4 protein-coding genes are annotated in these 16,596 nt (G+C 48.7%); all 4 read left to right on the plus strand.

Annotation, left to right across the window (positions count from 1 at the left end; genetic code table 11):
- Nucleotides 1-162: 162 nt before the first annotated feature.
- The 4 genes from NG792_RS02185 (at nt 163) to NG792_RS02200 (ending at nt 16,218) form a co-directional block, all read left to right on the plus strand.
- Complete coding sequence (locus tag NG792_RS02185; protein WP_261200261.1) at nt 163-2,067, plus strand: response regulator; 1,905 nt, start codon at nt 163-165, stop codon at nt 2,065-2,067.
- The gene (locus tag NG792_RS02190) at nt 2,064-4,877 is read left to right on the plus strand and encodes a PAS domain-containing sensor histidine kinase (RefSeq protein ID WP_261234343.1); all 2,814 of its coding nucleotides are present in this window, start codon (nt 2,064-2,066) and stop codon (nt 4,875-4,877) included. Before NG792_RS02185 ends, NG792_RS02190 begins: the two co-directional genes overlap by 4 nt.
- A 1,115-nt stretch (nt 4,878-5,992) precedes the next feature.
- On the plus strand, nt 5,993-6,370 hold the full coding sequence (locus NG792_RS02195) for a response regulator (RefSeq protein WP_261234344.1): 378 nt from the start codon (nt 5,993-5,995) through the stop codon (nt 6,368-6,370).
- Between the two features lie 1,073 nt (nt 6,371-7,443).
- Nucleotides 7,444-16,218, plus strand: coding sequence for a PAS domain S-box protein (locus tag NG792_RS02200; RefSeq protein WP_261234345.1), 8,775 nt, complete (start codon nt 7,444-7,446; stop codon nt 16,216-16,218).
- The last annotated feature ends 378 nt before the right edge of the window (nt 16,219-16,596 follow it).

A 16,596-nucleotide genomic window follows, 5' to 3' on the forward strand; every position in this document is an offset into this window, starting at 1 on the left:
GACGGAAATTATACTTTTTGTAAAGTGGAGCAAAAGCGCGGTCACCCCTGGAGTAAAATTGGTCTCAAACAAAACCACCGGCCCTATATCCAGACCACTCGCATGAGGAGAAGCTGAACCCGGAATCCCATGAGATAGCAACTGATACAAATCCTCAGAGTCATGAAAATAATTCTAGTTGAAGATGATGAACCCGCCAGTGCCGCGCTTTCCGTTGCCTTGAGAAAGCAAAACTATAGCGTAGAAGCGGCAGCCGATGGGGAAACGGCCCTGGAACTGGCAACGATGTTGGAATGCGACCTAATTTTACTCGACTTAGTAATTCCCAAACTGGATGGAATCAGCTTGTGCCGGAAACTGCGGGAACAAGGCTATCAAAAACCCATCCTGCTGCTGACGGCGAAGGATTCTCCCCAGGATATTGTCACCGGGTTGGATGCGGGGGCGGATGATTATGTAGTCAAACCCTATAATCTCTCGGAACTGATGGCGCGGATTCGGGCCTTGCTACGCCGGGGGGCGGCCCCAGTGACCGAGACCCTAACTTGGTTAGACTTGTGCTTGAACCCAGTCTCTGGGGAAGTCACCTGGAATGGGCAATCTTTGGGGGTGACAGCGACGGAATATAAGCTCTTGGAACTATTTTTGAGAAATCCGCAACGGGTGTTTAGTCGCAGCGCCATTATCGATCGCCTCTGGTCCTTTGATGATTCCCCCACGGAAAATGCGGTTACCGTTCATATTAAAGACCTGCGGCAGAAATTCAAAGCGATCGGCCTTGACAAAGATCCCATTGAAACCGTGTACGGGCTCGGGTATCGACTCAAACCCGCCACGGAGCAAAATCCCGAGACCCCCGAAGGTGAAACAGCCCGAAAGCAGAAGACTCCTACCCCGGCCAAAAAATTACAAGCGATCGCCTCCATCGGCCAAATTCTGGAAAAATATCGACCCCGGTTAAACGAACAAATTGCCCTATTAAGGCAAGCCTACAACGCTCTAGCTGCGGGAAAACTCACCGATAAACTCCAGCAACAAGCCATCCAGGAAGCCCATAAACTGGCCGGGTCCTTGGGTCCCTTCGGATATTTAGAAGGCTCCAACCTGGCGCGGAAAATTGAATACCTGCTGATGTCATCAACCCCCCTAGGGACTTCCGAAACGGACCAGTTAGAGCAACTAACCCGAGGGTTAAGCGAAGAACTGACCAAACCCCCCACCGAGAGCAGCCTAGAAGTCCCCTCCCCGGCCAAAGCACGGACCCTGCTGGTCGTTGATCCCGATCGCGCGATCGCCACTGCCCTCAACGCCCAAGCTGCTAACTTAGGAATAGGGGTAGAAAGCGCCTTCACCCTCACCTCCGCGCGTCAAGCGATCGCCCGGACAACCCCGGACCTGATTCTCCTGGATATCGCCTGTCCCGAAACCAGCACCTCCCCCGGGGAAAAAGCCGGACTGCGATGGTTGCAGGAAGTCGCCCACCAATTTCCCACCCTACCGATTCTAGTTTTTAGCACCCTGGATAACCTCGCCGATCGCGTCGCCGTTTCGCGCTGTGGAGGACGGGGATTTTTGCTCAAACCTGCCTCCAGCGACCAAATTTTAAAAGCGATCGCCCAAGTCCTGCCGCCCACAGCCACCCCAGAAGCCAAGGTCCTGATCGTCGATGACGACGGAGCAGCCCTCGCCGTGATGAAAGAACTCCTGCAACCCTGGGGACTCGAAGTCACCACCCTAGACAATCCTGAAAAATTTTGGGAGATTTTGACCGCTGTTGCCCCACACCTGCTGATTTTGGATCTAGAAATGCCAAAATTTAATGGCATTGACCTCTGTCAAGTCGTTCGACAAGATCCAAACTGGGGGGACCTGCCGATTTTAGTCGTCACCGCTCACACCGATGCTCAATCCCTGCGCCAGGTATTTGCCGTAGGGGCCGATGATTTTATTGGCAAACCGATTGTAGGGCCCGAATTAGTCACGCGCATTACCAGCCGGATCGAACGCGATCGCTTTCGGCAACAACTGGAAGCTCTCAAACACAAAACAAAAGAACAGCAGCCATGAAGGGCATTTCCGACTGGGATAAAAGCCAAGCACAACTGATTGCCGAACTCCAAGAACTTCGCCAGGAAGTTCATCGCCTGGGCGGGGAGACCCTCATGCCGCAGGAATCCCTAGCCTCAATCCCCTTATCGGCTCATGAAAATCGGGTTCGGAATATCCTAAATCTCGCCCCCCTTCCCCTGATGATCCATACCCAAAATGGGGAAATCATCCAAATCAACAAAGCCTGGACCGATCTCACCGGATATCATCATAGTGATATTCCCACCATCGCCGACTGGGCTCGGCAAGCTCATCCCGACTGCTCCCAAGAAGTGCAAACTGCCATTGCCGAGCTCTACGATTTGCAGGAACAGATCATCTGCACTGCAGAATACACCATCACCACCAAAACTGGGCAACACCGGACCTGGCAGTTTACCTGTGCCACCCTGGGAACCCTCGCCGATGGGCGGCGAGTTGCCATTAGTATGGCAACGGATATTACCGATCGCAAACAAACCGAAGCTTTGCTGCAACAAACCAATCTGGAACTCGAAACCCGAGTCGCCGAACGGACCGCACAACTCAGGGCCCTCACCGATCGCCTGCAACAGGAACTGAGCGAACGTCAGCAGACTGAGCAACTCCTGCAACAACAAGCCCAGTTGTTAGAGTTAGCTCACGATACCATCCTTACCCGAGACCTCAACGGTCGAATCACCTTCTGGAACCGGGGTGCAGAACGAATGTATGCCATTTCCAAATCCGAGGCGATCGGGCAAATGTATGACCAAATCCTCGCCTCCCAATTTCCCCAACCCCGGGCTGAAATCGAAGCCGAACTCCTGAGTGTGGGATACTGGGAAGGGGAAATTACCCATACCCCACCCCACGGCACCCCCTTGATCGTGGCTTCGCGCTGGGTCTTGCAGTATAATGAATTTCAAGAACCCCTGCAAGTTCTGGAAATTAACAACAATATTACCCGTCGCCAACAAGCCGAAGCGGACCTGCGCGAAAGTGAGTTTCGCTTCCGTCAGTTGGCGGAAAATATCCGAGAGATCTTCTGGAGTGCAGATCTCAAGCGCCAAGAATTGCTCTATATCAATCCAGCTTATGAGACAATGTGGGGTCGCAGTTGTGAAACACTGTATCACAATCCCTACGACTGGCTGGATGCAATTCATCCCGAAGACCGTCCCCGCGTCGAACAGGGGATGAGTCAAAAATATTTAAACGGGGAATATGACCAAGAGTATCGGATCTTGCGCCCCGATGGTTCCCTGCGCTGGATTCACTCTCGCGCTTTTCCCATTCGGGATCAGGCCGGAAAATTAGTGAAAGTGGCGGGACTGGCAACGGATATCACCGATCGCAAAACCGCAGAACGAGCGCTCCAAGCTTCCCAAGCGCGATTAGCTGGGCTGGTGGAAATTGCCCCAGATGGCATCATTTCCGTGGATGCTCACCAACGAATTACTTTATTTAATCAAGGTGCCGAACGCATTTTTGGCTATGATGCAGCCCAGGTTCTAGGTCAACCCCTGGACCTGCTAATGCCGAGGGACAATGAATGCAATCACCGTTTCTTCGTGGAGTATTTTAGCAAAACCTCGGGTCAAACTTCCTCCAGGGGAGACCGGACTGAAATCATTGCCCTTCGTTCTGATGGGACGGAGTTTCCCGCCGAAGCTTCGATTTCTAAGTTGGAGATTGATGGGGAACAAATTTTTACGGCAATTTTGCGAGATATTAGCGATCGCAAACGCACCGAAGCGGCTTTATCGCAACTGGCGGCGATCGTTGAGGATTCTGAGGATGCAATTTTGAGCAAAACCCTGGAGGGGATAGTGGTGAGTTGGAATGCCAGTGCCCAAAGGTTATTTGGCTACTCTCCAGCCGAGGCGATCGGTCAGTCGATCTTCTCCCTGATCGTACCACCCGATCGCCACCAAGAGGAAACCACTCTGCTGCAGAAAATTGCCGAGGGTGAATCGGTGCAACAGTTTGAAACTGTGCGGATGCGAAAGAATGATACTCCGATTCATGTGGCCTTGACGATTTCTCCGGTGAAAGATGGCCAGGGAAAGATTATCGGGATTTCCACGATCACCCGGGACATTAGCGATCGCCATCAAATTGAGCGGATGAAAAATGAATTTATCTCAATTGTTTCTCACGAAATTCGCACACCTCTCACTTCGATTCGCGGGGCGATCGGCCTTTTGGCCAGTGGGATTTATCAAAATAAGCCTGATCGCGTCCAGCGAATGCTAGAAATTGCCCTCACCGACAGCGATCGCTTGGTGCGTCTGGTTAATGATATCCTGGATTTAGAACGTCTGGAGTCCGGTCGTCTGGAATTAGTGAAGAACCGCTGTGATGCGGCCAAGGCGATCGCCCAAGCGGTAGAAGGTGTTCAGGCGATCGCCGACAAGGAAGGAGTCCGCTTCTCCTTACCCCCCGTTACCGCCACCGTCTGGGCCTCTCCCGATGCCCTTCAGCAAGTTTTGACTAATTTGCTCAGTAATGCCATTAAATTTTCTCCCCCTCAAAGTATCATTACCCTCACCGTTCAACCCCAATGGCAAGGGGTTCTATTCGCCGTCCGAGATTCCGGTCGAGGAATTCCACCGGATAAACTAGAGATGATTTTTAACCCCTTCCAGCAGGTAGATGCCTCCGACTCCCGGCAAAAAGGGGGAACAGGTTTAGGATTGACCATTTGTCAGCGCATCATCCATCAACATGGAGGCCGCTTATGGGTCGAAAGTACCCTCGGTCAGGGAAGTACCTTTTACTTTACCCTACCCGATCCTCCCAGTTGAAGGGAGAATCCGGTCTGACCCGTCCAAGTTTTTGACCTGAAGTTTCTTTATCGTTTCTTCATGTTGATGGGATAATTTAAACATTAATAGACAACGCTTAGGTTGATTGAAAGCACTTGAGGCCCACAATCTTTGTCTATGAAATTCTTAACTTCAATGCTCATCCTCTATTCCCAAAACCTTATTTATATCCGGTTTGCTCGCTCCCCTACACTGACCTAACCTCCTTTCCCCCCAAACCACCTCTCCGAATGCCCTCTCCTAAAAGGAGAGGGAGAATAATCCATTTTTTTAGGGCTGTACGGGGGAGAAGAGGAAGAAAGAAATTTTTAGGGTAATCCAACCGAGTTGATATTAAATAGACCTCTTGCAAAAAAAAGGATTGATCCCCCTTTCCCCCCCTTTAAAATGCCAATCGGCTTTAAAGAATTTTGCCAGAAGTCTAATAATTGAATTTAAAGCAAGGCGGTTAAAATCGATCGCAATATTGGCCGGTTTTGAGCGGTTAGAAAGGGACCCGGGGAAGGACTGGGATAGAGGGCGTAGAACCCGGGTTTTTTGACCAAATTTCTGCACTCTTTGCCCTTCTGTCACCGATCTGAATTCCTTTGAGCGAGGGCCGACTCCGAGGAGGTCCCGTCACAGCAGGTAGGGTGATTGATAAATTCCCCTTAACAGGGTGATTTAAAACGCTTATACTCACCGGCTCAACGGTGAATGAATTCCGGGGAGGGGCGATCCTCTGCGCTTTAAGAACCTGGGTTTTTGTCTACAAATGATGACTTTCAAAGGGCAAACCCGGATTAAACTCAGGGTTAGTGATCCCGGCATCAACTTAGGTTGATAAAATTCAGTCATTGACAAATTCTCCAGGATCATAGAGAATCTTTCCGGGAAGGGGGAAGGCACTCTAGTCCATTCCCTAGGCTGCATTAGGATTAGGATATAATACCCAAAGAAAATGTTTCAGGGGTAACACAGTAAATAGAAAAGAATGGGGAAAACCCAAAGGGTTTTATCCAATTCCATCCAGTTGGAAAATGTCGCCCCTCGTCGCCCCGTTTAAACCCGGTTGAGTGCCATTTCCCTAATGTTTATGTGACTTAGAGGTGGCTATGAATGATAAACTAATCTTAGTGGTGGATGATGAAATTACCGTTCGAGAGGTAGTGCAAATCTGCTTAGAAGACCTCGGGGGATGGCGAGTGTTATTAGCGCCCTCGGCTCAACATGGCTTAAAGCTGGCTGCCACGGAGCAACCCGATGCGATCGTGCTGGATATTTCTATGCCAGGAATGGATGGCTTTGCTTTTCTGGAGCGCCTCAAAGGAAACCCCTTATCCAGGTCAATTCCGGTCGTTTTATTGACAGCCAAAGCACTTTGGTTTACACAGCATCAGCTTGAGCAGTTAAAAGTCGCCGGTGCTATTTCTAAACCCTTCAATTCTCTCACCCTATCCCAGACGATCTCTACCATGCTGGGCTGGGAATAGGCGGATCAGGGTGATCTTCTTCTGGGGAGTTACCAAGACGGTCTTTATAATTTCTTTACTTTTTTGGGATAGCCTCTTCAGTTGTCTCTTCCCGAGGGTAACCCTTCAGAGGGTTACAGAGTCCTGACCTGCTAAAACTCCCCGGGTCCTGACCTCATCTGCACAAACTTCAGCGGGTTATTTACTCATAGGCCGCAAATCCAGAGTTTTGTAGGGGCTTTGTTGCCCGTTAGGGGAAGTCAGGTTGGGCAACTTCTTTTATTCAGGAAGGAACACTCATGGTTATAATTAAGATACCCATATTATGCTTCATCTGTGTAAGCAAACCCCAGGTAACTTATGACCAACAAAAAATTATACGTTTAGAATCTTACTCTGTCAAGAACAAGATATCCAGCCCAATCGGTGCGGATTTCTAAGCCGATTCCGTTGCTAACTCAATTCAGGGAGGCAGTCGCCTTCATTGTTTCACCCCATGCCCTCGGGGAAGAAACAATGCAGGGGATAGTAATAACTCCGTCGGGAAACAGGAGGCTTGACTTTCCTGTAGAGAGGCGGAATTTATCCCTGGGGACCGTTGTATGATATTTCCTCCGGTTAATATACCCGTGATTCATCCAGGGACTTGAATGAATCAGGGGAGAGTTGCTTAAGAACTTGTGCAAGCCAACTTCGTAAAGGACTGGGGCTTTTCATGGGGAAATAACCCTATCTGTGGGTGGGGTAGTAGATGAAAAGTACCTTCTATCCCTACTTTAGTTAAGGGCGCAGTCCAGTTTCAGAACAAGGCTCCACGGTGGAGGGAACATTAAACGGCCCTAACTCCGAGTCAATGCTCGGGGGGGGAACCCGATTAGCTCAGTGCGATCGCCCAAATTGTTGGATCAGTACAGTATGAGATTTTATAGCCCAAAAACCGGGTTTGACCGTCCCCCTGTCTGGAGTCTGAATGACTAAAGCAGGGGTCAAGAAACCCCAGGGTCTTCCTTCTACTGTACCGACCTCATCCAAGCGATCGCCGGTGGAATTTGCTCAGAACTCAATCAATTTTTTTTGCTGGACATCGAGGTTTAATGATTACCCTTTCAGACGTTCGTTTAACCCAAAAACTTTACGAAAGCAGTAATTCTGAAGTCTATCGCGGCTATCTTACAGCTTCGGGACAAGCCGTGATTTTGAAAATGCTGAGAAAGGCTTATTTTTCCCCAGAACGATTGGGGTGGTTTTGGCGGGAATATGAAGTAACGCGATCGCTCAATTTAGCCGGAATCCCACGAGTTTATGAGTTCAGCAGCGAGGGAAGTAGCCCCTTTTTTCTCATAGAAGATTTTGGGGCTGAATCCTTAAATCGGTTAAAAATTGCCGGAAAACTGGAACTGAAAGATTTTTTTAACTTGGCCATTGCCATCACTGAAATTCTCTCACAAATTCACGAGCATAACATCATTCATAAAGACATTAACCCCAGTAACATTGTCTTAAATCCCCAGACTGGACAAGTCAAAATTATTGATTTTGGGATTTCAGCAGTGTTATCCCAGGAAAATCCGAGTTTTCAAAATGCCAATCGTCTCGAAGGCACTTTATCCTATATGTCCCCGGAACAAACCGGGCGCATGAATCGCTGCATTGACTATCGCACCGATTTTTATTCCCTGGGGGTCACCTTTTACTATCTCTTAAGCGGCATCTTACCTTTCCAGAGTGAGGATCCGATGGAATGGGTTCATAGTCATATTGCCAAACCGCCGATTTCTCTGAAGACTATTCTACCCCAAATACCCGCCACTGTGTCCAACTTAATTGCCAAATTAATGGCCAAAAATGCTGAAGATCGCTATCAATCGGGAGGGGGATTGAAGGCGGATTTAGAAGAATGTCTGCGCCAGCTTCAGACTAACAAAACGATTAAAACCTTTTCCCTGGGACAGCAGGACCGTTCAAACCGATTTCAATTACCCCAACAGTTGTATGGGCGGGAAGCTCAAATTCAGACCTTATTGGAAGCCTTTGAGCGCACTGCCGAGGGGAATCGGGAACTGATTCTTGTGGCGGGATATGCGGGGGTTGGTAAATCCGCTTTAGTTCGAGAAGTTCATAAACCGATCGCCGGTAAACGGGGTAACTTTATTGCGGGAAAATTTGACCAATACCAAAGAAATATTCCTTATTTAGGGCTGATTCAAGCCTTCAATGAGTTTTGTAATTTTATTTTAGGGGAACCGGAAGCTGTCTTTGAACAATGGCGCAGTCGCATTTTAGCCGCCCTAGGTCATACAGGGCAGGTTTTAATTGAGATGATTCCGAATTTAGAAAAAATTATCGGACCTCAACCTCCTGTGGGGGATTTGGGGGGACAAGAAGCCCAAAATCGGCTGCATTGGGTGGTTCAAAACTTTTTAAAAGCCCTGTGCGATCGCGAACATCCACTGGTGATTTTTCTCGATGATCTCCAGTGGTCAGATCTGGCTTCTTTAACCCTGTTGGAGGCGATTTTAAGCGATCGCGATTTGCAATTTTTGTTGGTGATTGGGGCCTATCGGGATAACGAAGTCGATGGAACTCATCCTTTGATGATGACGAAGGCACATTTGGAAACAGAATTCCCCAACTTAATTACAATCGCCCTGGACAATCTGACTTCTTCTGATGTGGCGGACTTAATAGCAGCCACATTGCATTCCCCTCAATCCTTGGTGCAACCCTTAGCCGAGTTAGTCTCTGAAAAAACTGGGGGTAATGCATTTTTTACCTTAGAATTTTTGAATTCCCTTTATCAGGAAAGGTTGATTTTTTTAAGCAGCGATCGCCAAAATTGGACCTGGAATTTAGCCGAAATAGAAGCCCGAGAGATTACGGATAATGTAGTAGTTTTAATGGCGAGTCAACTGGTTAAATTTAGCCCGGAAACCCAAACCATCTTACAGCTTGCCGCTTGTATTGGCAGTCCCTTTGATTTGGAAACCTTAAGCCGAATTGCGCGATCGCAGCCGGAAGTCGTATTAAACCAGTTATTTGCAGCCCTGCAAAGTGGATTGGTGATTCCCTTAAATGAAAATTATAAACTGTTGCCGTTGCTTCCCAAAATTGACAGCGAGAAAATTAAGTTTAAATTTTTGCATGACCGGGTTCAACAAGCGGCCTACTCTTTAATTCCCGAAGCCCAACGGCCCGCGAGACACTTAGAAATAGGTCGCTTGCTACAGGATAACGTGAATCCGTTGCAACTCTCCCTGGATGACCCATCCGCTTCCTTACCGGAAACCCTATTTATTAGGGTTAATCATCTCAATCAGGGCAGCGAGTTGATGACGGACAAAACGGAGAGAATAGACCTAGCTTACCTCAATTTATGGGCCGGTAAAAAAGCCAAATTAGGCAGCGCTTATAGTCTGGCTACCCAGTATTTCAAGTCCGGTTTGAGCCTATTACCGCCCCAGAGTTGGCAGACCCATTATGACCTGACCCTCCAGCTTCATCTGGAAGCCGTAGAAGCGGAATATTTAACCACTCATTATCCTGAAGTTGAAGCCCTGGCAGCGGTGGTCCTCAACCAGGGCCGAACTCTTTTAGAACGGGTCAAGGTTTATCAAATTTTGATTCAACTGTATAGTGCAATTAACCAGCTTCAAAAAGCCGTTGATACCAGTTTAATAGTTTTGCAAATGTTGGGGGTTCCCCTGGCTGAATCCGGATCAATTCAGTGGGATCTGGCGGAATTATCCCGTCTTCCTTTGATGGAAGAACCGGATAAATTAGCGGCGATGCAGATTTTAATGAGCGTCTGGGGGACGGCTATCATTGTGACGCCGGAATGGGTCTCCAGAATGGCCTTGACGATGGTTAAGCTTTCCCTGGAATATGGAAATTCGCCCTTGGCTGCCTTTGCTTATGCCTATTATGGGTTTAATCTTTGTGGTACAGGAGAGATAGAACGAGGGTATCAGTTAGGGCAGATTGCTTTGGAATTATTAAAGCAGTTTGAGAGTGCGGAAAGTCGCTGTAAAGTTCATCATATTTTTAATGGTTTTATCCGACATTGGAAAGAACCCCTCCCAGCGGCGATCGCCGGTTTAAGGGCTACAGTGCGTCTCGGTTTGGAAACTGGGGATTTAGAATATACCTGTTATGCAACCATGCAATATAGTTGTTATTCATTGCTGAGTGGGGAACCCTTAGAAAAGGTCATCCAAAAACACCAAGAATCTTTGCAAATTATCGAAAAGCACCGGCAGGATATTCAACGCTACTATACTAAAATTTGGTTGCAGTTGGCGTTAAATCTCCAGGGAAATGCCGGGGAAGTGGGGCGTTTAAATGGGGAAGTTTTTGATGATAACCAAGACTTGCAATTTTTAAGGCAAAATAATAGTGATACGTCTTTATTTTGCTTCCATCTGGCCCAAGGGATGCTCAGTTATTATTTAAAAGACGGGCCAAAAGCGGTGGAGAGTCTGACTATCGCCGCCCAATATGAAGCGGCGATCGCCTCCTTGATGCCCTTGGGTCAACTGCCCTTTTATGATTCCCTGGCCCGATTAGCATTATATTCGTCCCTGGAAGAACCTCAGCAACAGGACTTCCTTCGCCGAGTGGAAACCCATCAAATTCGCCTCCTAGAATGGGCGAACTCGGGACCGATGACCTATCAACATAAATATGATTTAGTCGAAGCCGAAAAAGCCCGGATTCTCGGTCAGAATTGGCAAGCGGCGGAATTATATGAGCGGGCCATTGTCGGGGCTAGGGAGCATCATTTTATCCAGGAAGAAGCTTTAGCTTATGAGTTGGCCGGGGAGTTCTATTATCACCGGGGAATGAGCCAAATTGCTGAACTGTACATCCAACAAGCTTATGCCCTTTATCAACAATGGCAAGGAGGCGCAAAAGTTCAACAATTAAGCGTTCAATATTCCCAATGGTTGGACAAACCCCAAAAGGAGAGGGGATCAGAGAATCTGGCGGAAACTCAGTCAGAAACTATTCACTCCACCAGCAGTAAAGCCGAAGTGGTGTTGGATTTAGTCAGTGTTTTAAAATCCTCAGCTGCCCTGACGCGGGAAATAGAAATCGAAAAGCTGCTGGGGGCATTAATGAAAATTCTGATTGAAAATGCCGGGGCACAAAAAGGCTATTTAATCGGAGAAGAAAACGGGGAATGGATTGTTCAAGCTGCCATTGATGAAAAACTGGTAACGAGTCAACCGGGAATCCCCTTGAAGGCGGTAGGAGAGGGTACGGAGGATCAGGACTGGCTATCCGCTGCGATCGTCCGCTATGTGATCCGCACGCGGGAGACTGTGGCTCTAAACGATGCTACAGTGGAGGGGCCATTTCAAGGAGATCGCTATATTCGCGCCCAGCAACCCAAGTCCATCCTCTGTATGCCCATTTTAGACCGGGCTAAACTCAGTGGGATTATCTATCTGGAGAATAATCTCATTTCCGGAGCATTTCCCCGCGATCGCCTGGAAGTTTTAAAATTTTTATCGGTCCAGGCGGCAATCTCTTTGGAAAATGCCAAACTCTATACTTCCCTGCGCCAAAGTGAAAGCAAATTTAATCAATTTTTAGAAGCGCTTCCCATTGGAATTGCGGCCCTAGATCCCGCCGGAAAATATCATTATATGAATCGGGCGGGACAGCAATTGCTAGGACCAATCCCGCCGCCCCTCTCCCTAGAAGAACTCTCCACGGTTTATCAGGTTTATCTCTCCGGTAGCGATCGCCTGTATCCCCAGGAAGAACTCCCGGGCATCCGGGCGCTGCAAGGGGAAGCGGTGATGGCAGAAGATTTAGAAATTGAACGCGCAGGGGGAAGGATTCCGATCCAGGTGTATTCCACGCCTATTTTTGATGAAAGCGGCCAGGTTATTTATGCGATTAATGCCTTTACCGATATTAGCGATCGCAAACAAGCCGAGAAACTCAGAGCCGACTATAACCACAGCTTAGAATTGCAAGTAGCGGAACGCACTGAGGCATTACGCGAAAGCGAAGAACGGTTTAGAAACTCCTTTGAAAGTGCGGCAGTAGGAATGTGTTTGGTTGCTTTGAATGGGCAGTTATTAGATGTCAATACCGCCGTTTGTCAAATGTTAGGGTATTCTAAATCAGAATTATTAACCCTCACCATTCAAGATATTACCTATGTCGAAGACCTCGAAAGTGACTTGAGTCACCTGGAGGAACTGGTACAAGGGGAAATTTATTATTACCATCTGGAAAAACGCTACCAGCATAAAACTGGGAAAATTATCTGGGGATTATTGAGCGTTTCCCTCGTGCGCGATCGCGACAAACAGCCCCTTTATACCATCAAGCAAATTCAAAATATTACCCTGAGAAAACAACTGGAACTCAACCTCCAGCAAAAAACGGAAGAAATTGATCGCTTCTTTACCCTGGCCTTAGATTTACTCTGCATTGGTGATGTGGAAGGCTACTTACGTCGAGTGAGTTTGGGCTGGGAAAAAGCCCTCGGCTACACCGTCGCCGAATTAGAAAAAATGCGAATTTATGAGTTAATCCATCCCGATGACCTCAACCAAACCGACACCGAGATGAATAAACTTTTGGATGGACAAGATGTGATCAACTTTGTCAATCGCTATCGCCATAAAAACGGCTCTTATCGATGGATAGAATGGCGCTCATTTCCCGTGGGTCATCTCATTTATGCAACCGCCCGAGATATCACCGAATCCAGAGAAGCGCAAGAGAAACTGCGCCACAGCGAAGCCAATTTAGCCAAAGCTCAGGAAATTGCTCATATTGGCAGCTGGGAATTTGATCCGGTGAATCAAAGCACCCTGTGGTCTGAAGAACTCTATCGGATTTATGGATTAGAACCTAGTCCGATCCCACCCTCCCTCGAACCTATTCACCCCCGGATTCATCCCCAAACTCCCTGGTTGGAACAGCGGGAAATTCAAGACAAATTGAGGTGCGGTGAATCCTGGGAATTGAACCAGCAGGTTGAGCGCCCCACTGGGGAAATTCGAGAAATAGAAGTGCGCGGCGAACCCGTTTTTGATAGGGCAGGAACATTGGTAAAGTGGATTGGCACCGTCCATGATATTACCGATCGCCAGCGAATTGAAGCCAAACTCCGTCAGAGTGAGGCGGCATTGCGCGAAGCACAACGAATCGCCCATATTGGCAGATGGGAACTGGACCTCAAGAGCGAGCAACTCACGGCCTCAGAGGAATGGTTCCAGATGTTTGGGGTCGATCCAGCTTACCCGGAATCGGCCTATCAGGCGCATTTTAATGCCATTCATCCCGAGGATCGAGTCCAACTGCAAGAGAATCTCAAGGAGGCTGTACTTAAGGGAATTTCCTATAAAATCGACCTGCGGATTATCCAGGGCGATCGCATCTGCCGATACTTAGAAGCGCGAGGGGAAGCGGTTCGAGATGACAGGGGACAGGTTATCCACCTGCGGGGAACCGTACTCGATATTACCGAAGGTAAGCGCACGGTCCTGGCCCTGAGCGAAAGTGAAGAACGATTTCGCACTGCCTTTGACTATGCCGGGATTGGTATGGCGATCGTCGGACTCGATGGCCGATGGTTGAAAGTTAACCGGGCAGTCTGTGAGATTATCGGCTATGGCGAGGATGAACTGTTAAACCTAAACTTTCAAGCCATTACCCATCCCAAGGATTTAGATTTGGACTTGAACTATGCAACCCAACTGCTGCGGGGTGAAATCCGGTCTTATCAATTAGAAAAACGCTACATTCACAAACAGGGGCATTTTGTCTGGGTACTGCTGACGGGTTCCTTGGTTCGCACCACTGAGGGGGAACCGTTACATTTTATCGCCCAAATCCAGGATGTGAGCCTCCAGAAGCAGGCGGAACAAATTCTGCGATCGCAGATGCAACGAGAGCAGGTATTGAGCCAATTTGTACAAAGTATTCGCAATTCTTTGGACTTGACCACGATCTCATTTAGTGCAGCCCATGAAAGCGGACGGCTATTAGGGGCCGATATGGTGAAAATTCTGCAATATTTCCCCGATGAGGCGTTGTGGCGGAATATGGCGGAATATCGTCCCTTTGATACCCTCCCCAGTACCCTGGATCTGGATATTCCTGATGTCGGAAACCCTTTCACCGAGACCCTTAAAGCCTTAAAACCCGTGGCTTTATCCGGCTGGGAACCGCATCCCAATGATCCCCGGGTGGAGTTGCTCGGCAGCTTTGGCGGTCACTGGCTGATTTTACCCTTACAAATGGGTGCGGGGGTCTGGGGAGCCTTATGTTTGGCGCGGAATTTAAGGGAATCGCCTTGGGATAGTACGGAGATGGAATTGTTAGGAGCAATTGCCAATCAACTGGCGATCGCCATCAACCAAGCGGAACTGTACCAACAGGTGGAAAAAGCCCGCGAAGCTGCTGATCGGGCTAATCAAGCCAAAAGTGCTTTCCTAGCGAGTATGAGTCATGAATTGCGATCGCCTCTGAATGCCATTCTCGGGTTTGCTCAACTGCTCCTGTCCAATGCATCTTTATCGCCGGATCTCAAAGAAAATGTGGCAATTATTCACCGCAGTGGGGAGCATTTGCTAACGTTAATTAATGATATTTTGGATTTGGCAAAAATTGAGGCCGGACGGACTACAATTGTAGAAACTAATTTTAATCTTTCTCACCTCCTTACCGATTTACAATCCATGTTTAAGCTCAAAGCCCATAGCAAAGGATTGGACTTCGTTGTCGAACGATCCCCGGAGGTCCCGGAATACATCCAGGCCGATGAGATTAAATTGCGGCAAGTGCTGATTAACCTAATCGGGAATGCGATTAAGTTTACCCAGACGGGTCGGATCGGTGTCACCATGCGGGGGGTAACCGGGGAAGGGCCATCGAGTTGCCCCAACCCCGATACCGGGGAACATCAAACCCTGAACCTCCGGTGTGAAGTGTCGGATACCGGACCGGGGATCGCTCCGGACGAGTTAGACCATCTGTTTCAAGCTTTTGTGCAAACGAGAACGGGACTGGAAGCCCGAGAGGGAACCGGCTTAGGGTTATCGATTTCTCGCAAGTTTGTGGAGTTGATGGGCGGCTCTATTCAGGTGCGATCGCAGGTTGGGGAAGGGAGCACTTTTAGCTTTGAGATCCCTGCCACGGTGGCAGCCCCGAGTGAGTCCAAACCGATCGCCCCGCCACGTCGGGCCGTGGCCCTAGAACCGAACCAACTCCAATACCGGATTTTGATCGCCGACGATCGCCGGGATAATCGCACCTTTGTGATTAAATGCCTGAAGCCTCTGGGATTTGACCTCTTAGAGAGTAGCAACGGTCAGGAGACGGTTGCCCTTTGGGAAGAATGGGAACCCCACTTAATTTTTATGGATCTAAGAATGCCGGTGATGGATGGCTATGAGGCCACTCAACAGATTAAAGGGTCTATGAAAGGCCAAGCCACGGTGATCGTGGCTTTAACCGCCAGCTATCGTGAGCAGGAAAATGCCGTTGGGCTTTCCTCGGGATTTGATGCATTTATCCGCAAACCATTTCGGGATACGGAACTGTTTGACTGCTTGACTCAACAGTTAGGGGTGCGGTTTGTGTATGAAGACCCGGGCGAATCAGCGGCCCAAACAGTGGCCCTTCCCCCAGTCCCTTTAACCGAAAGTGATTGGAGTGACGTTCCCCGGGATTGGTTGAATTCTTTCAACCTTGCCACGAAATCCTGTGATGTAGAATTAATGGTGTCCCTGTTGGATGACATTCGCGATCGCCATGAATCTTTTGCGAATACCTTAACCAACTGGACCCAAAATTTTGAGTTTGACCAAATCTTAACGGTGATCAAATCGGTGTTAGAGTAAACCTCTTGCCCCATTCTCTCAAGCCCCATTCCTCTGGCCTCCCCCTTCTTAAGGGGCACTGTAGGAGGAACCCAGGGGGACTGGCCGGGGAACCCACGCCATCAATGGGAGGGAGATCCCAGGGCGAGGGGAAGGGATCTCAAGGGAGCGAAAGGGGGATCGAGCTAGATTTTTACAAGAGGTTGAGTGAGCCTAAAGACTGAGGGCAAAGGATTCTCAACCCTAAAGAAGTAGTTTGGGGAGGGGTTAGTAGAAAGGGCCTACTGTAGCTGATCCGGTCCGGATAGAGGACACAGCGGATTCAGGATATCTGCGATCGCTATCAATCCTCCCGGACTTCTCGAACTGCCTAGACCCGGGATTTCGAGTTTCCACCCA

Source organism: Laspinema olomoucense D3b (genome assembly GCF_025370785.1).
GTDB lineage: Bacteria > Cyanobacteriota > Cyanobacteriia > Cyanobacteriales > Laspinemataceae > Laspinema > Laspinema olomoucense.

Excerpts from the sequence above, each read along its gene's own strand:
- NG792_RS02200 (WP_261234345.1), top strand. The coding sequence starts at position 7,444 with ATGATTACCCTTTCAGACGTTCGTTTAACCCAAAAACTTTACGAAAGC.
- NG792_RS02190 (WP_261234343.1), top strand. The coding sequence starts at position 2,064 with ATGAAGGGCATTTCCGACTGGGATAAAAGCCAAGCACAACTGATTGCC.
- NG792_RS02195 (WP_261234344.1), top strand. The coding sequence starts at position 5,993 with ATGAATGATAAACTAATCTTAGTGGTGGATGATGAAATTACCGTTCGA.
- NG792_RS02185 (WP_261200261.1), top strand. The coding sequence starts at position 163 with ATGAAAATAATTCTAGTTGAAGATGATGAACCCGCCAGTGCCGCGCTT.